The organism is Verrucomicrobiota bacterium (assembly GCA_016200005.1).
Classification (GTDB): Bacteria; Verrucomicrobiota; Verrucomicrobiia; order Limisphaerales; family PALSA-1396; genus PALSA-1396.
On sequence record JACQFP010000064.1, the window covers coordinates 33961 to 58761 of the forward strand.

General features: G+C 59.5%; 18 protein-coding genes. 9 read left to right on the forward strand and 9 right to left on the reverse strand.

The genetic code is table 11. The features are described 5' to 3' along the window. Positions 1-52: 52 nt before the first annotated feature. The 4 genes from HY298_21570 to HY298_21585 form a co-directional block, all read right to left on the reverse strand. Positions 53-2116 (reverse strand): UvrD-helicase domain-containing protein, encoded by a 2064-nt coding sequence (locus tag HY298_21570; GenBank protein ID MBI3852853.1) that lies wholly within the window; start codon positions 2114-2116, stop codon positions 53-55. After that, positions 2076-4112, reverse strand: a complete 2037-nt coding sequence (locus HY298_21575) for an AAA family ATPase (protein MBI3852854.1) — start codon at positions 4110-4112, stop codon at positions 2076-2078. The genes HY298_21570 and HY298_21575 overlap by 41 nt, the downstream gene beginning before the upstream one ends. Positions 4113-4130: 18 nt before the next feature. Then, entirely contained in the window at positions 4131-4310 is a 180-nt protein-coding gene (locus HY298_21580; protein MBI3852855.1) for a hypothetical protein, read from the reverse strand. Positions 4311-4555: 245 nt separating this feature from the next. After that, positions 4556-4915, reverse strand: a complete 360-nt coding sequence (locus HY298_21585) for a helix-turn-helix transcriptional regulator (GenBank protein MBI3852856.1) — start codon at positions 4913-4915, stop codon at positions 4556-4558. A gap of 199 nt (positions 4916-5114) precedes the next feature. Here HY298_21585 and HY298_21590 point away from each other — a divergent pair, with 199 nt between their 5' ends. The 9 genes from HY298_21590 to HY298_21630 all read left to right on the forward strand — a co-directional run bounded on the left by HY298_21590 (position 5115) and on the right by HY298_21630 (position 19556). Next, positions 5115-6518, forward strand: coding sequence for a hypothetical protein (locus HY298_21590; protein MBI3852857.1), 1404 nt, complete (start codon positions 5115-5117; stop codon positions 6516-6518). Between the two features lie 109 nt (positions 6519-6627). Further along, positions 6628-10320, forward strand: a complete 3693-nt coding sequence (locus HY298_21595) for an NPCBM/NEW2 domain-containing protein (protein ID MBI3852858.1) — start codon at positions 6628-6630, stop codon at positions 10318-10320. A gap of 3 nt (positions 10321-10323) precedes the next feature. Continuing rightward, a complete protein-coding gene (locus HY298_21600; protein MBI3852859.1) occupies positions 10324-11142 on the forward strand; it encodes a prolyl oligopeptidase family serine peptidase in 819 nt (272 codons plus the stop codon). Further along, positions 11139-12440, forward strand: coding sequence for a DegT/DnrJ/EryC1/StrS family aminotransferase (locus HY298_21605; protein ID MBI3852860.1), 1302 nt, complete (start codon positions 11139-11141; stop codon positions 12438-12440). The genes HY298_21600 and HY298_21605 overlap by 4 nt, the downstream gene beginning before the upstream one ends. 41 nt (positions 12441-12481) lie before the next feature. After that, positions 12482-14545 carry a hypothetical protein gene (locus tag HY298_21610; protein ID MBI3852861.1) on the forward strand — a complete coding sequence of 688 codons (2064 nt, stop codon included), beginning with the start codon at positions 12482-12484 and terminating at the stop codon, positions 14543-14545. Between the two features lie 85 nt (positions 14546-14630). Next, entirely contained in the window at positions 14631-15446 is an 816-nt protein-coding gene (locus HY298_21615; GenBank protein ID MBI3852862.1) for a TIM barrel protein, read from the forward strand. Between the two features lies 1 nt (position 15447). After that, positions 15448-16239: a PIG-L family deacetylase gene (locus HY298_21620; GenBank protein ID MBI3852863.1), complete on the forward strand. Its 792-nt coding sequence runs from the start codon at positions 15448-15450 to the stop codon at positions 16237-16239. 4 nt (positions 16240-16243) lie between these two features. Next, positions 16244-17842, forward strand: coding sequence for a sodium/solute symporter (locus HY298_21625; GenBank protein ID MBI3852864.1), 1599 nt, complete (start codon positions 16244-16246; stop codon positions 17840-17842). Between the two features lie 382 nt (positions 17843-18224). Beyond that, a complete protein-coding gene (locus HY298_21630) occupies positions 18225-19556 on the forward strand; it encodes a hypothetical protein (GenBank protein ID MBI3852865.1) in 1332 nt (443 codons plus the stop codon). 55 nt (positions 19557-19611) lie between these two features. On the opposite strand, the gene HY298_21635 is transcribed toward HY298_21630, so the two are convergent. The 5 genes from HY298_21635 to HY298_21655 form a co-directional block, all read right to left on the reverse strand. After that, positions 19612-21084: a DUF4070 domain-containing protein gene (locus HY298_21635; protein MBI3852866.1), complete on the reverse strand. Its 1473-nt coding sequence runs from the start codon at positions 21082-21084 to the stop codon at positions 19612-19614. A gap of 282 nt (positions 21085-21366) precedes the next feature. Further along, complete coding sequence (locus HY298_21640; protein MBI3852867.1) at positions 21367-22383, reverse strand: uroporphyrinogen decarboxylase family protein; 1017 nt, start codon at positions 22381-22383, stop codon at positions 21367-21369. A gap of 22 nt (positions 22384-22405) precedes the next feature. Next, entirely contained in the window at positions 22406-23293 is an 888-nt protein-coding gene (locus tag HY298_21645; GenBank protein MBI3852868.1) for a homocysteine S-methyltransferase family protein, read from the reverse strand. Between the two features lie 63 nt (positions 23294-23356). Then, entirely contained in the window at positions 23357-23611 is a 255-nt protein-coding gene (locus HY298_21650; protein ID MBI3852869.1) for a DUF2249 domain-containing protein, read from the reverse strand. 242 nt (positions 23612-23853) lie between these two features. Then, entirely contained in the window at positions 23854-24732 is an 879-nt protein-coding gene (locus HY298_21655; protein ID MBI3852870.1) for an HAD family hydrolase, read from the reverse strand. Positions 24733-24801 lie beyond the last annotated feature (69 nt).

The window sequence follows — 24801 nt, forward strand, 5'->3', positions numbered from 1 at the left end:
GCGCGGCGAGTTGACGCTGATGAACGCTGATGCGATCGCCTTGGCCCAAGAGTCAGACGCACTTGATCTGCCAGCCACGCTGTTCCAACTCCTGCATCACTTCCTGATCAAGTCTGCCATCGCCTTTCTCGAAGACGCTCCGCTGCATCGCTAAACACAGTAGATGCGTGGGGCGGGTCATTGCTACGTAGTGGATTTTGAGGCGCGTTCGCTGCTGCGGCCCGGCGTCAATTCCTCCCGCTTTCTGCTTTCGCAACCAAGGTGATAGGAGTTCAAGATTGTGCCGTCCTTTCCTATCTTGCCAATACGTATCGAGCACCAGTGTCGCTGTGTGGGTCTTGCCCTTGACAGAGTGGATTGAGCCAACTTGGACGGCCACTTCTCGGCCATTGTTTGCGAAGCGGTAAATGTTGTCCCGGGCTTTTCGGGCGGCGGCCAATGCAGGAGCAGCTGGTTCATTCGGCCATCCGAGGAATTCCGCAACTTCAGGACCGACCAAAGGGCTTCTCGCTGCGGTCTCGGCGACCTCCTTTACAATGCCTCGCCAATCGTCATTCCACATTTCTTTGGTCGGGAGTTCGGTTCTCAGGATGAACCTGCTGAGAATCATGTCGTAGCACGTGCGTGCTTCGGAGTTTTCTACCAAGAGTTGAAGGACGTATCGGTGGCTATGTTTGCGCTGGTGTAAGGTTTTCCCTCCGTCCGCCATTCCAGCCAAACGGAGGATACCTTCAGCGATTTTCTCGACGGCCGGAGAGGCTTCCCCAGTCATTTTCGCCTTTGCCATACCGGCCAAGACGTACTGCACAAAAGAATCGGGCTTGGGGTCTTGCTTCGACAGCTCCGGATCGTAGTCAGGCCAGTAGTGGCCAAGATGATGCGGGAATTTGTGTTGCTCCTCCTTGTCGGGTGGCCGATGCACCTGAGCGACGGCCCAAAAGCTACCCTCGCGAAGTTCTTGGTCGGAGAATGTTTCGAGGAGCAGCGCTCCATAGGCGTCCAAGACTTTGGATGCATTGGCGCAGTCGAACAGGAAAATCGTGTGCCGCCCTTCTTGCGCGCCCGAAGCGAGGACCTTCTTCTTGGGCCCATGACCTTTCAAACCGTGAGGAACGAGCGCGAGCGGATCTGCCAGGTCCGCAATTTGTTGCCCGAAGCGATGGCTGTTAGGAAGTTCCATTGGCTTTTCGCCGGGAAATACATCCGTCTCTGCACCCTTGTCTCCCGCGAAGTTAAAAATCGCCTGATTTGCATCGCCGAAACGTTGACGCCTGACCGGACTCCCTTCGTCCATAAAAATCCGATGAAGGACTGCAGATTGATCTTCCTTGTTGTCCTGTGCCTCGTCTAGGAACAGCAGAGGAAAGCGTTCGCGGATTGCGTTGACCACAACTGTCATCCTGTCCATCAACTCCCCTGCCCAAATAAACATGTCGTCAAAGCAGTGATAGCCCTCGCGCGTTGCTTCTTCGCAGGCACGTTGTACGCGTTGATAAGTAGGCGTATGTTCACCGCAAGGAAACGCGCCATTCTTCTTCGCCAACCTGAAGTTTATATCAATGATGCGAATGTTTGATTCGTCGGCGCCGTTTTTTTGGAGAAAGACACGAGTTCCGCGATCGAGCTTGCACCATCGGCGACGTTCGCAGATTTCCGTATCAATGATTTTGACAGAATAACTCCGCGACCTCAGCCACGGTCTGGCGAGGAATTCATTCACGAAGCTGTGGATGGTTCCGACGAAGTGCGGATAAGAGAGCAGACGCCGTCCGGCAGCGGTATTGCCCAGCTTCGTCTCAATCTCGCTCCGAGCAGTGTTGGTGTGTGAAAGCACGCAGATGCCCCGCGTGCGGTAATGCCACTTTTGCGACAAGATCGCCAGCTTGGCCACCAAGAGCGTTGTCTTGCCGCTGCCCGGGCAGGCCGCAATGTCCATCGGCTCCATTGACTTGAAGACTGCTTGGCGCGGGTCATCTCCATCCTTCCCGTGAAATGCGCCCGGCGAAAGATGCAGAAGGTGGGAGGCCCAACGAATGTCGTTGTCGCTGACAAGTGGGGGAACAAAAGGACAGGACTCACTCATTCGGTTCTGGTTTCCCCTCAGGTGCAGCTTCAAATTCTCGAGTTACGCAGTCAATTGCACGCACGAGATATTTCGGCAGGAGCTCGTGCCAATCCTCAAGGCTGAGTGGAACATTGTCCTTCTTCCTGACCTGTAGCCGGCTCGCCAAGTATTGGGCGGCGATGGGTTTGGAAACGCCTCTCTTGACAAATTTCGCGTAAACATGCGACGCAAGCACCTCTTCCTTTGAGCAATGATCCTTCCCCACCACCACGGCCTCAAGAGCAGCAAATTCTTTCTCAGCATCTTGTTCTACGTCGGCTACTGTCTTCTTGTTTGCGTTTATCGCGTCATCTTGATCGGCGAGAGAGGCGGCAACGAAAACGTCTTTAGCCAGTCCGGCGGAGAAACCACCGTTCTCGTTTTTTGGGCCAAGTGCGAGGTCAAACTCCAAAGTCCATTCGTCAGAGACGAACGTTTGGACGCGTTGACCGGCAGCTTTGGCGATCTTTTCAATGCGATGCACGGCCAAGGCTTCTTCATTTTTGAAGTCTTTCTTAGCGAGCCAGCGACGGGCGACTGGGGCTGGCCAGTCAACGCCTCCTTCAACTTTTCCAATAATCACAGGCGCGCAGTCCGGCATTACGTCCATGTCAGTCACGCAAGCGACCGGAATCTCGAGCACGCGGTCTTTTTCTTCATCCTTGCGCTGAAAAATCTTTGCGTAGCGTCGCAGGCCAACACCGCCCACATTCACGATAGACACGCCATGTTTCGTGAAATCACGACCAAGGAGTTTTGCTAAAGTGGGTAGCAAGATGTTCTCTGCGTCACCTTCGACGATCATCACGCCACGAGCGAAAAAAAGATTCGCCTTGGTGACATCAAGAAAGCGTTCGAGGAAACGGTAGTCCGACGAATCCAATTTCGTTTGTTGTTCGGCCATCGAAAACGCGCGCCCCTTGTGCATCATCACGAGGTTGTTCAGTTTGATTGCCGATGCAAGGTTGGGGCTGTGAGTGGTAACGATGATCTGAATGCTTTCCTTCTCCTTCTCGGCCTGCTCCTGCAAGTATTTCATCACCCGCAACTGCCGCTGAGGATGAAGATGTGCTTCCGGTTCCTCAATCAAGAGCAACCTGTTCCCCACGCTTTCTTTTGCCAACAGAAGGAGTTCGCAAGCCATGAACAAGAGGTTATCCGAGCCCAAACCAAGTTTGCCGGCGCCGCCAAGGCGGAGATCAAGTTTCTCCAGCAACTCTGTTAGTTGCGCGTCAGGTGAGGCTTTTGCTCCGCCAACTGTTATGGTGCTCGCGAGGGTATCTCCAAGAATGGCAAGTTGGCTGAGGTTTTTGTCAATCTCGCCTCGTGCCACTTCGACTCCTTTGTGCTTCTCAAGCAGGTGATTGACCAAATTGGCGATCCCGCGCATGCTGAGATCCAGGTCTTTCAGGCTCTTGGAATCATCCCAAATATCCTGCCCTTCCCGAATCTGATTCGACTGACGTAACACTTGTGCCAGCCGAGAGCCACGCCCGGCCAAAAGGGATTCCTCGGCGTCCCGCAACGGTCGAAGATAGGTGGCACGCAGAAATTCACGAGCTTCCGGGGCGATACTGGGGCCGTCCCCGTTCTTTCCCGAGTGAACTTCGACACGTCGGTAAGGCCGCCCCTTGCGCGTCTCCCCTGTATTCTCAGCCGTCCAATTGACAAAAAGGAATTGGTGATGGTCGCCACCGATTTCCTCGTAACTCAAATACTCAATGAACGCCCTCTTGTCCTCGTCACTTAAACCCTCGAATTTGCAGACGATCCTGATTTCTTTGAATTGTTTAGCGGCTGCCCGGGGACGGAAGTCAGCATCCTCCAGTCGGAACCAATCTTGATCGGTTGTTCCGAGTGCGAAGCGTAGCGCATCAATCACGGCTGTCTTGCCCGCATCGTTTTCGCCAACCAAAGCTGTCAAGCCAGGACGTAATGAGAGCTCAAGACGGTCGTCCCCCTCACCGAAGCAACGGAAGTTTTCAATCGTGACTTTGGAAATGTGCATTTGCAGACCTTGTGTTGTTTAATTCGGCGGCCAAAGTTTCTCAGAGCGCGACCGTTTGCCAATCACTTCCGCCAAGACGCCGACCTTTGCCGCGATGCGCGTGGCGATGTAGTCGAGCGCGGCTTCGTCGGCAGCCAGCCAGTCGGAATAGCCGGCGGCTTGCGCGGATTGAATCGCGGCTTGAAATGCTTCGCGCAACGGTTCAGGCGGTTCTCGCAACCAAACTTGAGGCGCCCATTCAGGGCTTGGAATGTTTGTGGAACGTGAACCCCGGCCGTTGCCCCGGGCTATCATCGGTCGGGCTTGCAGCCCTTTTGAATTAGCGTTCATCAGCGTCAATCAGCGGTTCAAACTTTGCGCCTTTGCGGCTTGGTCTCTTTGCGTTGAACTAAATCCGCGTTCATCGGTGTTCATCCGTGGTTAAGAATCCAGTGCCCGTTGGTTCATCGCTCGCGGAGCAGTTTGACCAGCTTGTCCAAGTCTTCGCGCGACGGTTTCTGGCCGGAGAGTGTGCGGAAGAAAACCGGCAGGTGCGCGGCGAGTTCCTCGTCCTTGAGCAGATGGTCCGGAATGCGCCCGGCGTCCACGGCGGCGTAATTGAAGAACTTGTGCCAGCCGTCGGTGTCGGGCTTGAGGCCGAGTTGTTTCGCCCATTCGCGAAGGGTTTTATCGTCTTTGGGTGGAGGTGAGACCTCGCGCTCGATCTTGCTCCAGTTGCTGGGGTCGTAACCGGTCTTGAGGCACAACTCGCGCAGGCCGAGCCGTTGTCGCGCTCTCAGTTCTTTGATGAATGTTCCAAACATAAATGGTTTTGGTTTTGAGTGTGTGGTAATACATTTACCACAGCAAGCGCATTTGGCAAGAGAATTTTTTAAATCCCGTCAGGCAGCAAGCCGTGGCCGGGCAAGCGGCAACGCGGGATGCAAGAACCAAAGAATGCTTTGCATTCGGTCCCGCGTCAGCCCACCGTGTGGCAACATTTGTGATCTATCGAGGTTCAAAATGACTGCAATATATCCACTTGCTCAAGCGTGTTCGGGGCGACAATTTGCCCGCAGGTCGTTCTCCCGAGCGGTTCTGTCCAGCTTCCTCGCGACGATCACATTGGCGGCAGCCTCCGCATTCGGTAGCAGCGGCTTGCCTAAGGCGGACATGGATTTCCTCCGCGACATGACACGGGACGTCATCGAAGCCTCGCGGGTCAAGCCCGGTTCGAATGGCGGCGGAAAGTGGACGATCACCAACTCCTGCGGCTTCACGCTCATCACGCCGGGCAAGGACACGTACACGTCTTACTGGATCCGTGATTTCTCGATGTCGGTGGATTCAGGATTCATCTCGCCCGACGAACTGCGCGATCACTTGCTGCTGACCTGCAAAGCCCAGAACGGACCGGCAGATCGCCAGCTTGCCAATGGCCTCCACGTGCCGCCGTGGGCCATTCCCGATCACATCAATTACGACGGGCGGCCGGCCTTCTACCCCGGCACTTATTCCTCGGGCCAGGATCAGGGCGCGGGGGCATGTGGCCGCGTCCCTCCCATTGACGACCATTATGAGTTCGTCCACATCGCTTATGCCTATTGGATGGCGACGCATGACATCAAAGTTTTTGAAATGGAGGTCAACGGCGTCCGCGTCTTCGAGCGTTTGGAAAAGGCGTTCTCCAGTCCCACCACTGATCCCGTGACTGGGCTGGCCGTGACCACCGAGGCAGATCGCGCCGTCGGATTCGGTTTTTGCGACGGTGAGACGCACACGGGGAAGTTGTTGTTCGCCTCGCTGCTTCGCTATCGGGCTGCGGGCGAACTGGCCGAACTGGCGCGCGCCGTTGGCCAACGCGAACGTGCGCCCGGCTACCGTCAAATCCAAAAGAAGATCCGCGCGAACATCGTTCCCACTTTCGCCGATCCGAAAGCCATCGGCGGATGGCTGCGTGCCTCGACCGAGATCAGTCGGCAAGCAGATGTCTGGGGCACGCTCTTCGCGCTGCACCTCGGCATCCTCGACCGCGCGGAGGCGGACGCTGCGCGCAAAACCATCGCCGATGCCGTGCGGCGCGGCACGATCACGCTCGATGGCGGGGTGCGTCAGGTGCCGACGGATATGGACTTCAGCAAGACCAGCGCCTGGGAGCGCTCGATGTGTCCGGTGAACACGTATCAGAATGGCGGGTATTGGCACACGGCGTCCGGCTGGCTCATCGAGTCGCTCTGGCAAAGCGACCGGAAGCTGGCGCTGCAGATCTTCGGGGAGATGATTGCCCATTTGCGCAGTCAGGATTTTCGCCAAGGGCCTGGTCACGGCGCGCCGTGGGAGGTTTACGGTCCGAACGGGAAGGCGAGGCAGAACCCAGTTTATATGGCGTCGGTTGCCCTGCCTTACGGCATTTTGAAACGACTGTGACCGCGATTGGAATGTTTAAGGATTCCTGGCTGTTCTTTCGGCGTTGCTCAGAACTAACGATGTCGACTAGGTTTGCCGACATCATGGCCGGGCGAAAATCATTTCCACGATGACCTCTCCCGCACAACCTTCGCACACTCAACCGGTTTCAGTCGCCCGGAGAATTTGCCGCAGTCTGTTGCTGGCAATTCTCCCGGCCTTCGTGACACCGAGTGGGCTCGCGGCCGCAACGGCTCAGCCTGATTATCTGTCGGATCATCCCGAGCTCATTCTCTCCAACACGCAGGATTGGGGCGTGTTGGGTTTCGACTCCGCCGCGCACGCGCCGGACAAAGAGGGAGTAACGCTCCAGATCGGCGAAAAGACTTTCGCGAAAGGTCTCGGCCATCACGCCAACGGCGTCATCTCGCTGATGACCGACGGTCAATACGAGAGTTTCGACGCGGAGATCGGCGTCCAACCATGCAGTGGCGGCAGTGTGATCTTCCGCGTCATCGTGGACGGCCACCCACGATTCGACAGCGGTGTCATGCGCAGTGGCGACGCGCCGAAGCCGGTTCACGTTTCGGTCGCCGGCGCGCAGGAAGTGCGGCTCGAAGCCAATGATGCGGGTGATGGCATCAATTGCGACATGGCAAACTGGGCCGATGCCCGGCTTGTGCTTGCCGCAAACGCCACAAAAGTCCGACGCGCCGAAACATCCGTGGACATGGCGCCGTTCGCGCGCGTCGTGACTTGGGATCCAAAACGCTTGGACGGCGCGCGCGCGCGCCGCATTGAGGAATTTCGCGCAGACGATCTCTTCACCGAAACCGAACTGAAACCAAATCGAAGCGGGAGCTACTCCGTGCCCGCCTGGACCAACGGCGTTGGCTGCATTGGCCTGCAGTGGCTCAACCGCCGCGCGCTTCGTGAGCTGGCGCTGGAGTTCGCCGACGCGACGAAAGTTCCGGCAACGAACGCCGTGCGCGTCGAAGGCTGGTTTGGCGAGTCCGCGTGGCAGGGAAATTGGAGACCGCTGAACGGCGAATTTCACCGCGAGGGCGCTCGGCTGATTTTCAGCCTCGCTCCCAAAGCGGGCGTGATTCAAACACAGAAGATTCGCTGGATTCTCCCGGCTACTCCCCAGCCTTCTTTGGTTCGGCTCTCTGCCTTCACGCGATCGAGTTGGGCCACGACGAATCTTTTTGTGCAGTTCGAGCGGCCAAAGGCGGGCGCACGCGGCGAACTCACCATTTGCAACGGTGAACCGGTTGCCAAATCCGAAATCCGAAATCTGAAAGCCGGAATCGCATGGAAACTGTCTCAACCACTTCACGTAAGCGTCCGCTTTAGCCGTCCATCGTCGTTTAAGTCCGACCCGACGGTGCTCCAGTTCCGTCTTCCGACGGGCAATGTCGGGGTCGCCGTCGAAGACGTGCTGACGAATGACTGCGTTTATTTGCCCGACCTCAGCCTGTTCGTCGCGCGCGAGCCGCTGCCGGTCACGCTGGCCGACTACAAGCGCCGCATCGCGGGCCGAAAGACCATCCTCGAGGAAGTTCGCGCCTTGCCCGACCAGACGCTCGCGCAGGCGATGGCGAGAACACACCACGATTTCCAACGCGAAGGTCCGGTGCTGCTCTCGCTGGCGTGCGACAACGTCAAGTTTGTCGTCGAGCGCGACGGCGTGGTGCGCTGCGTGGTCGCGACGAACGCGGCGGTTGTCAAACACGAAACATGGCTCGAACTGAAGCCGCAATTTGGCGACGGAAAACCCGGCAACCTGTCACGCACGCTCGACGGTGGCTGGTTGCCAATTCCGATCATCACGGTCGCGCGCGACGGCGTGGAGTATCGCCAGCGCAGTTTCGTCGCGCCTTGCGACGAACCGGGCGGCGAGCCGGCCCGGTTCAATCGTCGTTCCGTTTGCGTGGTGGAATTCACCATCACCAACACGCAGTCGAATCCGGCGGAGGCGATGCTTTCTTTGAATTTCGCTGACCGCCGGACCGGAAACGCCCAGGTGAAATTCGCGCCTGATTCGCGCGGGTGGCTGGTGAGCAGCGAGCGCGGCTCCCTAGCCCTGGCCGCGACCGCCGCCGCGACTCCGTTGTTGGCCACAGCCCAGGAAGGCATACTCAAACTTTCCGGCACGCTGCCGGCTAATGGCACCGCGCAGTTCGCGATCTTCGTCCCTGCACAAGCCGATACCGCGCTCGACCGGCTCGAAGTTGCACCACTCCGCGCTGCGACCGAGGACTACTGGAAAGCCGTGCTCGCGCCCGCGATGCAAATCGCCACGCCCGATCCGCTGTTGAACGACGTGATCCGTTCGTCGCAAGTGCGTTGTTGGATTGATGCGCGCAACGAAGCCGACGGCGCGCGCCTCGCCGCGTGGATAGCCGCGATGCACTACGGCCCGCTGGAAAGCGAATCGCATTCGGTCATTCGCGGAATGGACTGCATGGGCCACGCGGATTTCGCCCGCCGATCGCTGGAGTTCTTCGTCCATCGCTACAACACCAACGGTTTTCTGACGACGGGCTACACGACGTTCGGCACGGCGTGGCATTTGTGGACGCTCGGCGAGCATTACCAGCTCACGCGCGACAAGGCGTGGCTGCGGCAAATCGCGCCGGAAATTGCGCGCGTCGGCCACTGGATTGTCCGGCAGACGGACAAAACGAAAACATCCGTAGCCGCCGACGTGAGGAGGCGGAACGAATCATTGCCAGAGACGCCAGTCCGCCTCTTCACGTCGGCGGCCACACCCGAATGCGGTCTCATGCCGCCGGGTGTTTTGGCGGATTGGAATTCCTTCGCCTATCACTTCGCGATGAACGCGTATTACTCGGCGGCTTTGCGCGGATTGGGCGATGCCCTTGGCGACATCGGTCATCCTGACGCTACGTTCTTCAAACGCCACGCCGCAGAACTGCGAGCCAACACGCTGCGCGCTTATGCCTGGACGCAATCGCGCTCGCCTGCGCTTGCGCTCCGTGACGGCACGTGGATTCCGCACTACCCGTCTCAGGTCCAGAGTCCCGGCAAGCTCACGGATTTTTTTCCCGGGCAGGATGCCGGCCGCAGTTGGTGTTACGATGTGGAGCTTGGCGCGCATCAACTTGTACCAACCGGCGTGCTTGACCCGCGCAGCCGTGAGGTCGAGCGAATGCTGGATCACCTCGAAGACGTGCAGTTTCTCGCTGACGGCTGGTTTGATTATCCCGCGAGGACAAATCACACCGACTGGTTCAACCTAGGCGGCTTCTCGAAAGTGCAGCCCTACTACACGCGCAACTGCGAAGTCTATGCGCTGCGGGACGACGTTAAGCCCTTTGTCCGCTCCTATTTCAACACCATCGCCGCGATGTTGAATCCGGAAGTGCTCACGATGTGGGAACATTTTCATCACAGCGGCGCGTGGGACAAGACACACGAGACTGGATACTTCCTGCATCAGACACGCACCATGCTCGTGGAGGAACGCGGCAACGAACTCTGGCTCGCGCCGTTCGCGACGAGCAACTGGCTGCGCGCAGGGCAGCGCGTCTCGGTGAAGAATGCTCCAACTCGATTTGGCGAGGTCAGTTACGAGATAAAGTCACGCGCGGGCCAGGGCTACATTGAAGCCACAATCAATCCGCCAACCCGACGGACGCCGAGAATTTTGGTGCTTCGATTGCGGCATCCCGACGGCAAACCGATGCGCACGGTGACGGTAAATGGAAAGGCGCACCGTAAGTTCGACCCGAAGGCGGAAACCGTCCGGATCGTTCCCGACAAGGCCGCGACCATCGTCGTGCGAGCCAGCTATTGAGGCATGAAACGAACGATTTTCGCGCTGCTGGTCCTGCTCGCCAACCTGGGTGCGGTTTGGGGCGGGACGAACGATGCCCTGACCACGGATGTCGCTTTCACTGCGGCGTGTGACGGTACGGAGCAGCGTTATGTGCTGATGCTGCCGGCGAGCTTCAAGTCCATGCAACCACACGACCTGTTGGTCGCGTTGCACGGCCACGGCTCGGATCGCTGGCAATTTGTCCGCGATACGCGCGACGAGTGCCGCGCGGCGCGGGACGTGGCGGCGGCCCACGGGATGATCTACGTCTCGCCGGATTATCGCGCGAAAACTTCATGGATGGGCCCAAAGGCGGAAGCCGATCTTGTCCAGATCATCGGCGAGTTGAAAAAGGCGTATCGGGTGTCGCGCGTTTTCCTGTGCGGCGCTTCGATGGGCGGCACCGCGAGCCTGACGTTCGCGGCGTTGCATCCGGAACTTGTGGACGGCGTGGCTTCGATGAACGGGACGGCCAACCTGGTCGAGTATGCCGGTTTTTCGGAAGCGATTGCGGCCTCGTTCGGCGGCAGCAAGGCGGCGATCCCCGAGGAATATAAAAAGCGCAGCGCCGAATTTTGGCCGGAGCGCTTCACGATGCCGGTGGGCATCACGTCGGGCGGCAAGGACGACGTCGTGCCGCCCCAAAGCGTCGTGCGACTGGCCAATGATCTGAAAGCGCGTGGCCGCGAAGTGCTGCTGATCCATCGCGAGGAAGCCGGCCACTTGACGAGCTACGACGACGGCCGGGCCATCATCGAGTTCGTCATCCAAAAGGCGCGGCCCGGAAGAACCAATTTATGACTGCTGAAACCGACACCAAAATCACGCTGGGACCGTATGCGACGAAAATTCACGAGGAAGAGTTGATCGAACTGCTAGACCTGTGGGAGTTCGCCCCGGGGCTCAAGGAGAAGATCGCCGGACTGATCCACGACCAGGCGGATGCTTTGAAGGGGCCGCACCTCTTCCGCTACTACAACCCGCGACCGAGCAAGGTCGCCGCCGCGGAGCAGGCGTTCGCGGAGTTGCTGGGCGTCAAACACGTGCTGGCCGTGAACTCCTGCACGTCAGCGCTCATCGCGGCGCTGCGGGCGTTGGGCGTAGGCGCGGGCGACGAGGTGATCGTGCCGGCCTACACGTTCTTCGCGTCCGCCGCTGTGATTGGCACGTGCAACGCGATCCCGGTCATCGCGGACGTGGATGACACGCTCACACTGGATCCGAAAGACGTGGAGCGGAAGATCACGCCGCGCGCGCGCGCGATCATCGTCGTTCACATGCGCGGCAAACCGGCGCAGATGGATGAATTGATGGCGATTGCGGCACGGCACAAGCTCGCGGTGATCGAGGACGTGGCGCAGGCCGCCGGTGGTTCCTATAAAGGCCGCATGCTCGGCTCCATCGGGACGATGGGCTGCTTCAGTTTCGACTACTACAAGATTCTGAACTCTGGCGAAGGCGGCTTTGTCGTGACCAACGATGAGTGGCTGCACACCCGCGCGCAGTCGTGGCACGATTGCGCCGCGTGCTGGCGTCCCAACCGGTTCGCCACCGAGCGGCGCGAGGGCGAATTGTTCTGCGGCGAGAATTATCGTATGAGCGAATTGCAGGGCGCGGTGGCGCTGGCACAAATCCGGAAGGCGCGGAAGTTTATTCTGGGCTATCGCGCGGCGTTCACAAAGATCGTGGGCCAACTGAAGCTGCCAGCGGGAGTAACGCTCCAGCGGGTGTCGGATCCCACCGGCGATGCGTGCTCCAATCTGATTCTCTTCCTGCCGAGTGTGGAGCAGACCAAGCGTGCGCTCGCCGCGATGCAGGCCGCCGGCGTTCCGGCGGGCGGCATTTACGACAGCAAGGTCAAGGACTGGCACATCTACACGTACTGGGAGCATATCCTGGACAAGAAATCTGTGGCCCGCGATGGTCTGCCGTGGTCGGGCGTGCCGGCGGAGGAACTGCCGCGCTACTCGCCGACGATGTGTCCGCAATGCACGGATTACCTGTCGCGCGCAATCATGATAGACATCCACTGGCAATACTCGAAGGACGACTGCGCGGCCATTGCGCGGGCGATCAATCAAGTGCTGGCGGCGCTGTAAAATATTGCCCCAAGACGAAAGCGCTTTTGAACGAATCTGCAATGAAAAACAATGCCAATTCCTTCCGTGGAATCTTCACCAAGTGGCTTGCCACCTGCGCGGTTGTGGCTGTGGTGGGTGCCAGTTTGTCAGCAACTGAAAGCAAATCCGCCGATGCGAAAGATACCATCAAGGCGCAACCAGCCTACCCCAACTCCACGGGCCAACTGGTCTGGGACACGTTGCGTGGACACTTTCGCATAAGCTTCACCCTTGATCCGCCCGCGGCCACTTGGGACGCGCTCAAACGCGATGATCCCCGACTGGCCAGCGGCGAATACAAGAGTGGCGCCTACCGGCTCAAGCTCAGCGAGAAGGACGCGGGCAAACAAACGCGCCTGATCAACTATGAACTCACCCGCGCGGATGGTCAGCCCTTCCGGAGGCTTGAGAGTCGCCTTGAGTGCAAGACCAGCTATTCGGGCGTTTACAAGATTTTCGAGCCCGGGTCCTTCAGCCAGCAGAACTACAAGATTGATCTGCCCTTCCGCATCAGCGGCAGAGCGCGCGCTGAGATTGATCAACCGGTGCTCTGGATGCAGCAAACCGACGGTCGCAACACGCTGACCCTGGGTCTGCTGGACCAGGTGGCGGTCACCAGCTTTGAAGGCTCGACCTACGACCCCAGCAATGGCGGCGAAGCGCCCGGCATTGCCAACAGCTATGTGCGCATCGTTCTGAAACAAACCTGGTCCAATGGCGCGCCCGCGCTGGTTTTCAAGGACGCCCTTTACTTCAACGCCAATCCGGACCTTACCTGGTTCGAGGCCCTCGAAGGTTACAGCGCGGCCGTTGACGCGGCGCGCGACTTCAAGGCGCGACCGGTGAGTGAGTGGGCCTTGAACCCGATGTGGCACTCCTGGTATGCCCACGGCGACAAAATTGACGAGGCGCAGATCCGGGACGACGCCCGCCATGCCCGCGCCCTCGGCGCAACGACCATCGAGCTTGACGCCGGCTGGAACATGCCGCGTGGGGTTCCCTACTCCTTTGATAACGAGGGCGACTACGACTTCGACTCCGGCCGTTTCCCCAACCCCAAGGGGATGATCAGCGAGATGCACGCCGCCGGCCAGCGCGTCGTCCTCCACGTCGCCCCGCTCCTGATGGGTAAGAATTCCCGGGCTTGGGCACAGATGAAGGACGGCATGATTATGGTGGGCAGCAAGCCGGATGCGCACCTGGACCCGCGCCTCAAGAAAGTTCAGGATTACCTGCTGGCTGCCTGGGAACACATGTTCACCGAGTATGGAATTGACGGGCTGTGGTACGACTTTCTCGAAATTCCCGATCGTGCCGACCCGCCGGCAGCCGGGATGGGAGTCGCCTCATCCGACCTGCACGTTGCCTACACGCAACTGATGCAATCGCTCTATAACAAATCTCTCGCGCTGAACTCCAATGCCGTGATCATTCTGCGCCGTCCCTCGGCCAACCTGAACGCCAAGACTTACTGCACGCACGTCTGGCCGATGGACACGCCGCAGGATTACAACATGAACCGGCGCGACATCGTCTATATGAAGACGTTCGGGCCGGGGGTGTTGACCCACGCGTGCTGCACGAGTTGGGCGATCACCGAAAGCGATGTGAACGTCGCCCGGCAGATGGCCAGCATGGTCCTGGCTGGCGTGCCGGCCTTCTCGGTCAAGCTGGCCGAGTCGCCCGCCGCGCACAATGCCATCGTCAAAGCCTGGCTGGCGTTCTACGAACCGAACAAGCGCGACCTCGTGCTTGGCCGGACGACGCCGCTGCTGCCCACGCCGCCCTCGGCCGCCCTGCGGATTGAGGGTGAGAAACAGGCGTTCTTCGGTTTCTTCGAAGCCGTGCCGGGCCTCATCGAAGTCTCGAAGCCCGTGGACAGAATCACCATCGTCAATGCCTTCAGCAAACGCACCGCGACCCGGTTGGAAGGTGTAAAAGGCGACTGGGCGGCCCAAGTTTACGATCAAGCCTGGCAGCCGATGAGTAAAACGAAACTGAAAACTGACGCGCAGGGCAGCCTGAGCCTCAACTTCACCGGCGCGACCGGATGTCACACCATCGTGCTGACGAAGAAGTTGTGAGACTCATAACCGGCAATGGAAGCAATCAAGATAATGGCAGCATGAATACTTCATTGAAAAATCACTTTCAACGGGAGGAACGATTATGAAATACGGGGTTTGCCTGGAAATGCAGTTTCCCGACCGTCCGTTTCTCGACCGCATCGCGGCGGCGGGACGGGCGGGCGTCAAGTTCGCCGAGCTGTGGTTCACCGACCTGACGGCGTGGACGAACGGGATGAACAAAGACGACGTGAAGCGCCCGGACAAAGTCCGCACCACCGCTGCCAAGGCGGGCGTGACGCTCACCAACGCCGTGATCGGTTCACCGGACGGCTCGATTGGCGGTGGGTTGACTGACGCCAAAAACCGCCGCGCCTGGCTCGCGCGGGCGAAGGACACGCTGGAATTCTGCCGCGAGGCGGGCGTCGGCGCGGCCATCGTCTGCACGGGCAACGTGGTGAAGGCCCTGCCGCGGCCACGCCAGCGCCGGAACGTGCTCGACGGCCTCGCGGCCACTGCGGAGTTGGCGGAGAAACTGAAGGTGAATCTTTGGCTGGAACCGTTGAACGACAAGGTTGACCACCCGGATTATTTCCTTACGAGTTCGGACGAGGGCGCGGCGCTCTGCCGCGAGGTTGGGTCGGCACAATTGAAGTTGCTCTTCGACTGCTATCACATGCAGATCATGGAAGGCGACTTATGCGGGCACATTTTCCGGAATCTGGACGTCATCGGCCATTTCCACTCGGCTGGGCATCCGGGCCGCCACGAACTGTGGCTGGGCGAGACGAATTATCCGTTCGTGGTCCGGGAAATTGAAAAGACCGGTTACAAAGGCGTGTTCGCCTTCGAATACCAGCCCACGCTGCCGCCGGCGGAAAGTTTGAAACGCACCCTCCGTTACCTGAAGGAGATTTGACATGCATCGAGTACTGGCTTTCGGCTGTCATCCGGACGACGTGGAGTTCATCTGCGCCGGCACACTGGCGTTGCTCGCGCAACGCGGCTGCGAAATTCACATCGCCATCATGGCCGGCGGCGACGTCGGCTCGCCGACCTTGCCGCGTGCGGAGATTCGCGAGTTGCGGCTCAAGGAAGCGCAGGCCGCCGCGGATGTCATCGGAGCGCGTTTCCATTTCGCAGGCGGCCAGGACATCGAGGTGGAATACAACGCCGAGTATCGCCGCCGCGCGATCCGCGTGATGCGCGTGGTGAACCCGACCATCGTGTTCACCCACCCGCCGTACGATTACCTGCCGGACCACGAGGAAACCTCCCGCCTCGTCCGCAACGCCGCCTTCATCGGTCCCGTGCCCAACTATGATTGCGGCACGCCCACGCCGCCGACCTTGCGCATCCCGCATTTGTATTACGCAAACGCCATCGGCGGGCGCGACATCTTTGGCCGCCCTTTGCCGCTCACCTGCGCGGTGGACATTTCCACCGTCATGGAAACCAAGACGCGGATGCTCGCCTGTCACGCCTCGCAGCGCGAATGGCTGCGCGCCATCATGAACTGCGACGAGTATCTGGACCTGATGCGGAAGCTGGCGGTCAACGACGGCCGACGGGCGGGCGTGGCACAGGCGGAAGGTTTCATCCAGCACGTCGGCGAAGGCCATCCGCAGGACAACGTGTTGAAACAACTGCTGGGCGAGAAATGCATTGAGTTCGTGAAGGAGTCCCGGCCCGGAGAAGCGCAAACCCGATAACCAAATGACCTTCGCCCTCAGCCCCCTGGATATCGCGGTCATCGCAGTTTCCATCCTGGCCGTGGTCGCGGTGGGGTTGTGGGCGGCGCGCAACCAGGAGAAATCGGCGCGCGGCTACTTCCTCGCTTCGGGCCGGCTGCCGTGGTACATCATCGGCGCGGCGTTTGTCTCCACGAGCGTGTCGAGTGAGCAGATCGTTGGCACGGTCGGCGCCACCTACAAATACGGCATGGGCATCGCGAACTGGGAATGGTGGTTGGTGCCCACCTACGGCCTGATGACGCTCGTGTTCATTCCGATCTGGATGCGCAACCGCGTCATCACCATCCCGGATTTTTTGGCACGCCGCTTTGGGCCGGGGTGCGCGGACATTTACAGTTGGGTGATGCTCGTTGCGTACGTCTTCGTGTTCCTGGTGCCGGTGCTTTACAGCGGGAGCCTCGCGCTGACCGAACTGACCCGCTGGAATTTTTACGCGGTGCTGTGGGGCATGGTCGCGCTCGTCGCGCTCTACACGACCAAGGGCGGCCTCTCGTCGGTCATCTGGACGGATGCCTTGCAATGTCTGATGCTCGTGGGCGGCGGGGTGATTTTGTTTTTCATCGCGTTGGGCAAAGTGCCGGGCGGCTGGGCTGCGATGGCAGCCGCGAACCCGGATCGGTTTCACCTTTACCGCCCACCCGGCGACGAAGCCGCGCCGTTTCCCGGCATCCTGCTGGCCACGTTCGGCGTGTACATCTTTTACTCCGCCGGCAACCAGGTGATGGCCCAACGAATCCTTGCCGCGCGCTCGACGTGGGACGGGTTGATGGGCGTGTGGTGGGCCGGCGTGGTCAACCTGCTCCGTCCGCTGGTCACGTGTTTCCTGGGCTTGATCGTGTTCCACTGGATCAACGTGATGCACGCCGCGCCGCCACTGAAGAATCCGGATGAGGCGTTCCCGTTTGCGCTGCGCTACCTCGCGCCCGATTGGGGACTGCGCGGCATCATCCTCGCCGGCTTTCTCGCCGCGGTCATGTCCACCGTCAGCGCGCTGGCCAACTCGACAGCCACGATTTTCGGCCTCGACGTTTACAAACGCATCTTCCGCCCCGACGCGGACGACGCGCGGCTGGTGCGGATGGGGCGCGTCGCCTCGCTGGCGGCGATGGGCATCGCCGCGCTTGTGGCCCCATCGGTCGCGCACTTGGGCGGCGTCTTCAAATATTTTCAAAATGGCGTGACTTACCTAGCCACGCCGTTCATCTCGGTGATGCTGCTCGGGCTGTTGTGGAAGCGGACCAATCGCCAGGGCGCGCTGTTCGGGTTGATCGGCGGCTCGGCGATCACGTTGGCGATGGCGTTCGGCGCGCCGTTGGTCGGCATCAAGCTGCACTGGCTTTACGTCGCGGCCATCGCGCAGGCGATCACCATGGCAGGAATCGTGGTGATTTCGCTGCTCACCTCACCGCCCCCGGAAAGTCAGTGGCGGCCATTCCACTGGACGCTCACAGCGCTCAAGCAATACGACGACGGCGTGAAACGCCCGTGGTATCAGAGCGTTTTGCTTTGGTGGGTCATTTACACCATCGTCTGGGTGTATCTCTATTGGCGGTTCTGGTGAGCGGCCATGCGTGGCGCTCCGCTCGCCAAGAATTCAGGTGAACGCGGGCACCTCAAAAAATGAGCGCGTCAAATCCAGTTCAGCGGCTCTCCCTCACCCTTACCCTCTCCCGCTGGGAGAGGGAACAGCAGGCGAATACTCTTCGACTTGCGGACGATAGTCCGGCCGATTCAAACGCACGACTTTTCAAGCACCGGCGAAGACGACTCCCTCTCCCAGCGGGAGAGGGCCGGGGTGAGGGAGGACCTTCCGCTTTGGCAGCCGTGCTCAAGAATTGAGATGCCCCCAACGCCATCGCGTGTTTGACTCCGGAGCAGAAACGATCACCATCACGCCCGGCGCATTGCCAATCAGGCTGCGCCCCGAATTCTGAGGAAAAACCATGAAACTACGCATCGCCCTGCTGATCGCCTGCCTGCCGTCATTTTTAACTCCGTTGCGAGTCGGAGGGGGCGAGCCATCCGCGAGCGACCTCGCCGTGGAAGGGATCTTCTCGGCGAAATCCGCCGGCGCCACAGGCGATGGCGTGACTGATGACACCGCCGCCATCCAGAAAGCGCTCGACGACGCGGGCAAAACCGGTGGACGCACTTGGTTGCCGCCCGCGCGCTACCTCGTCAAAGGCAGTTTGCGTATTCCGCCCGGCGTCACGCTGCAGGGCGACATGGAATCGCCCGTGTGGACTGAACCGCTGAACGGCTCGATTATTCTTGCGACCGGCGGACGCGACAACGAGGACGGCCCGGCGCTGTTTGAACTGGGTCATTCCTCTGCCGCGCGCGGCTTGACGGTATTTTATCCCGAACAGATCGCGACAAACATTCATCCGTACGCCTGGACATTTCACCTGCAAGGTCACGACAACACCGTGGAGAACGTCACCCTCATCAACAGCTATAACGGCATTCGCATCGGCCCGGAAGGCAACGTGCGACATCGCATCCGCAGCGTTTATGGCTGCGTGTTGCGGCGCGGAATTTTTGTGGATTCCTGTTCGGACATCGGGCGCATCGAGAACGTCCAGTTCCACTGCCATTGGTGGTCGGCAAAGGAAGTGGGCGGCGACTGGAAACCGGTGCATGAGTTCATGTGGAAGAACTGCGAAGCCTTCATCTTCGGCCGCACGGACTGGGAGTACGTGAACAACACGTTCGTCTTTCCCGTGAACATCGGTTACCGGTTCATTCAAACAAAAGCCGGCGCCGCCAACGGCCAGTTCTCCGGCATTGGCGCGGACGAATCGCAAATTTGCGTCAAGGTCGAGGCGATCCAGCCGATGGGCCTGCTCATCTCAAACGGCCAGTTCGTCTGCATGCACGGCGACACGCGCGTCCCCGTGGTGGTCGAGAACACTTGTCAAGGTTCGGTGCGCCTCGTGAACTGCGCGTTCTGGGGACCAAACCGGCAATGCGTCGTGTCGCACAGCAAGAGCTTCGTCTCGCTTTCGGATTGCTACCTGAGCACGACTTTCGGCGGGAAGAACAAATCCCGCCTGCCCCTGGTTGAGGCTGATGGCGGCAAATTGCAAGTGCGCGGGTGCAGCTTTGGAACAGATGAACCGGCCATCGCGTTGCGCCCGGGACTTCAGCACGCCATCATCAGCGAGAATAACGGCGTCAAGGGGGTGGAAATTCTAAATGAAATCGGCGAACAGGCCATCCTCGCCAATAACGAGCAAACGTTTTCAGCTACTAATCGGCCCGCCGTGAAATGACCGCCCGCCGAGGTCCTCCGCCCGCCCCGATCCGCCAAGGCTGCAAGGTGCCTGCTTAGAGGCGGCTGGCGATGCGGCGAAAATGGTAGCCCAGAACGGCGAGTTCGATGGCATGACGAAACTGCCTTGGCCGACGCAGCAACGTGCTCCAGAAAAACTTCCAGTAAAAGTGGCGACCCCGGTCCCAAACGCCGAGCAGCCAGAAGGTTTTCACGAACGCGCGAAAATCAGTTCCCGAAAGCCGCAAACGCGGGCCGCGGGACCGGTGCTGTTCCATGAAAGTCCGGATTCTTTGGTAATAAACTTTCGGCTCGTAAAGTTTCTTCATCAATTCACGGTAACCAGATTGCAGGAACTCCCGGTCCAGCTTGGTTCTGAAATTGAGCACCGCTTCGGTGTTGTTACCGGTGCTGGCCGTTTCCATGCGACCCTCCTTCACCAATCGTTGATACAGTCTGGTTTGCGGCAACGCCTGCAAGAGACCCACCATGGCGGTGACCACGCCCGAGTTTTGGATGAACTCGAATTGGCGCTTGAAGATGTCATGCTTGTCGCTGTCGAAGCCGACAATGAATCCGCCCATCACTTCCATCCCGGCGCGCTGGAGGGTGTGGATGGTGGCGACGAGATCGCGGCCTTTGTTCTGGAGCTTGTGACATTCCTGGAGGCTTTCGGGCGATGGCGTTTCGATGCCGACAAAAACTTTTTTGAAGCCCGCCTTGACCATCAACTCGCAAAGTTCTGCATCATCAGCCAGATTGACGGAGGCCTCCGTAAAGAAACCCAGGCTGGGCCGCGTGCGCGAACGCCAGGCAATCAACTCGCGGAGCAGACTCTTCGTCCGCTTTTTGTCGCCGATGAAATTATCATCCACGATAAAAACCATGTCCTGCCACCCATGTCGCCGCAATGATTCAAGCTCCTCGATGAGTTGCGCCGGGGTCTTGGTGCGGGGCACGCGGCCATTCATGATGATGATGTCGCAGAATTCGCAGTCGTAGGGGCAGCCCCGCGAGAATTGAACCGCCATCGTGACGTACAGCCGCAAATCAATGAGGTCCCAGCGCGGCACGGGCACGCGCGTGATGTCGGGCCGGCCCGTGGCCTGATAGAGCGGACGCACCGTTCCACCGATCAGGTCCGAAACCAGTTCCGGCATGATTTCCTCAGCTTCGCCCAAAACGAAATGCTGAATCGCGGGAAACGCTTCGTGGCCGGTCGTGAAGAGCGGACCGCCGGCGATGACCGGTTTTTTAAGCGCCAGACACCGCGCCACGATTTCATTTGCTGAATCCCTGTGCACGATCATCGCGCTGATCATCACGTAATCGGCCCGGCGTAAATCGCTGTCCGTGAGCCGCTCCACATTCAAATCCACCAACTTGAGCTTCCAATCGGCGGGCAGCATCGCGGCGATGGTGAGCAGGCCGAGCGGCGGGAAGGGGGATCGCTTCGAAACAAAACGCAGCACGTGTTTGAAACTCCAAAACGTGTCCGGGTTTTGCGGATAAACCAAGAGAATCCTCATAACATTTTCAGCGCCGCCAGCAACTGTGCAAAACAAACCTATCACCCGATCGCCGCGGCCACATCAAGATTTCCTCTCCGTCTTTAGCGCCATATTGAGCAATGGGCGGGTGGAGTTCGGAGGCCGGAGTTTGGCCAGCGACTTCGGCTGGTGAACTTTCATCAGCACCACGCCTGAAGGGAGTCTCCCAGGCACCCGGTGAGAGCGACAGCGTCACCAACATTTCGGCCAGAAGGGTCATCTATTCGCGTCATTTCCCAGGCAAGAGTTTTGGTTTCCAGCTCAAACAGGTGTTTGACGGCGTGCATACTCTGCCAGTGCGTGAACATTTTCCCGGGGCGTGTCGCGCGGAATTTCACAACCTGCGCCGACGATGTAACGCGCCCCTGCCTGGCGATGACATTCCGCAATCGCCTTCGTCACGCCGAGGGCATCGCCGTTGCGCAACACCACCACAGGATTGATGTTGCCAAGCAGAACCTGGCTGGCGCCCATTTGCTGCCGTGCTTCGGACAGGGTCGCCAGTGAATCCAAATCCACAATGTCGCAGCCGAGCCGGCCCATGCCGCCGAGAATGGGACGCGTGTTGCCGCAAATGTGCAATCGCACCAAAGCCCCGAGCGCCTGAATGCCATCCACCAGTTTCTTCTCGTACGGCCAGACAAAGGTTTCGTAGATTCGCGGACCGACGAGGGACGCAGCGGCGTCGCCGATCCCAATCGCCTCCGCGCCCGCTTCGACCTGGCAGCGGGCAAAGCGCAATTCCAGATCGATGACGAACTGGAACAGGTCGCGCACGAATGGCGGGTCGTCGAAAAAATCCAGCATGAGATTGTTGATGCCGCGCAGGTCGGCCGCTTCGGCGCACGGGCCTTCAACCCAGCCTTCGATCAATTTGTCGCCGCGCAACTTTTCTTTGTGGAGCGCAACCGCCTGGACAGCGTTGTGCATTCGCCCACCGCCGAGCGGGTCGGGCATTTTCAGCCGCGCCAGCCTGGTCTTGTCCGTCAACAACGCTTGTTCTTCGACTATCGCCACCGGCTGGTCGTCGAAATACTCCACGACCGCGCCGCAATCCGCCGCTTCGCGCGCCGGGTCGGACATCGTATTGACGTAATCGAAGCCGAAGGTTTCCGCCGTGCGGATCTGCGCTTCGACCCGCACGCGATGATCGGTGCAATAATCGCGATACCGCGCGCCAATCTGGTCGCACGCGAACATCATGGTGATGGGCATCAGCGGCAGTCGATCCACTGGACGACCGTTCAAGTGGGCTAAAATTCGTTCACGACCAGTCATGTTTCGGTTCTCTGCTAAAGCATCAGCGGATGGAGTGCACGGCGAAGAGACGCTGCTGGATGGCCGCAATGAACTCCGGTCGCGTGCCGCAACAGCCGCCCACAAAGTCCGCACCCAGTTCGATCAGTTCAGGAACGTAGCTGGCGAATATTTCGGGCGTCACGTCGTAGTGCGCCCGGCCATCGACCAGCCTGGGCAAACCCGCGTTGGGCTTGAGCCAGATCGGGCGGTCGGTGGCCGCCCGCAGCCGCCGGCAAATTGCGGCGAACGACGCGATGCCCTGCCCGCAGTTTGCGCCGATCACATCCGCGCCCGCCGCGACCAAGTCCGCGACGGCCTGCTCCGGCGTGTTCCCCATCATCGTGCGGTCTTTGTTTTTGCCCGAATCAAACACCAGGCACGCCACAATCGGCAAACCGGTCGTGTGCGCGCCACCCACCGCCAAGCGCGCTTCCGCCAGGTCCGCCATTGTTTCGATCACGAGCGCGTCCGCGCCGGCGTTGGCCAGTGCCTGCGCCTGTTCCGCAAAGGCGTCGGCCAATTCGTCCGCGCCGATGTCGCCACTCATCAACAATTTTCCGCTGGGGCCAATCGACGCGAAAACGCGGGCGTGGCCATTGGCCGCTTCCCGCGAGATCTCAACACCGGCTCGATTAATCTCCGCAACCCGGTCGGCCAGACCAAACTCCGCCAACCGAATCCGGTTGGCGCCGAAGGTATTGGTCAAAATGATCTGGCTGCCGGCCGCAACATAGGCGTCGGCAACCTCACGGACGAGGTCTGGATGGGCGAGGTTCCAAGCATCGGGATTTTCGCCGGTGGCCAATCCACGCGCCTGTAGCTCCGTCCCCCAGGCGCCGTCGGTCACAACCGGCCCTCGGGCAAGAAGATTAGCGATTAGTGAACTCACTTAAGTGTGGCAAGACCCACGGCCATTTCCAAATCAATCAACCAAACAAAAATCTGTCTATCCTCAAGCGCCCTTCCGGAATTCCACCCGCCAGGTGCCGTCTTCCATTTGGGTCGTCTGGTGCACAAACCCTTCTCTGCCCAGCTTGGTGTAAAGCGGCACCGGCTCGAAGGGTACGAGCAGGACCAAAGGTTGTCCAGGCCGCAGCCGCGCGACAACGTTGTCAATCGCATCGCACGGTGTGGCGCCGCGCGCAAAGAATGGGCGCGTGTCCAGCACGAGCGGGCTGGTTTGCGGGGCCTTCAAGGTTTCGTTCATGCCAATCAAATTAAATTTGCCCGCGGCCGTCTGCTTTGATGCAGGTCAAGACCGCCGGACAAATCCATGATCATGGACCGAACAAATTTCCAGATGGAGCAGCTTGGGAACGCGGGGCGCGTCCTGCCACGCCTGATTTTCGCAAATCATTATCGCCAACGACTTCAACCGCCAGGCCGTTTCGACCGCTTTCGCTTCTGGTCCGGCGTCCAGACGGGTGAAGAACGCGGCCGATGGAAAAATTACCAGCCGGGTTTTTCCGGGAGACTCGCGTCGAACTCGCTCACGAGTTGCGCCTCGTAATCACCGGCGTATTCGCCGGCGAAAAACCTTTCGAGAGCTTCGTCGTATAAACGTTGCCAGGAAGCTTCCTCGCGGCCGGGCACGATAGGATAGAAAAGCGCCTGGTTCGATTTCGCCGCTTTGAAATCCCCTGGGGCATCGCCGATCATCAAGATCTTCTCTGACGGATATTTTCCAGCCGCGGCGAATTTGATGTGTTCGGTTTTCGTGCCCAGTTCCTGACCCGCGATCAGTTGCACCGCGCTGGCGATGTCGTGCTCGGCCCACTCCCGTTCCAAAGCCTCGGTCGGAGTTTGGGAAACCACAATCGTATCGGCCTTCTGCTTCATCTGGCCAAGGCTCTCGCGAAACCGCGGGAAGGGCGGCACGCCTTTGACAATGTCCCCGATCATGGCGTTGACCGCGTGGGACCAGGTCAAAACCGTTGCGAGTTCCTGGTTCCCGTTTCTGACCGCCGCGCTCAACGTGGCGTTGCTCAACTTGGTTTCGTGAGCAACCCATTGGTCGAGCGTTTTGGTGGCGGGCACGACGACCTTGCGGGCGACGACTTGTGGACGTTCGCGCAGCAGATTCAAAGCGCGCGAGAGGGCGGGGAAGCGATTCGCGCCGCGCGTCTTCGAGTAGAGATTGACGAAGTCCCAAACCTCGCGGGCGTATTTGCTCGCCGCTTGCAGGTTGAAATGCTTGATGAACATCGGCGCGAAACATTCCTTGTGTTTGATCTCCATCGTGTCAAACACGCAGCCGTCCGAATCAATACCAATGAAAAATTCCTTCGTTGGTTTGAAGTCGCGCAATACTTGGGCCGGGTCGCTCATAAACTGATGCGGGCAAAGTAGGCGGAGAAAGCCATGCGGAGTCAAACTCGATTTAAGTCCCGGCACTGA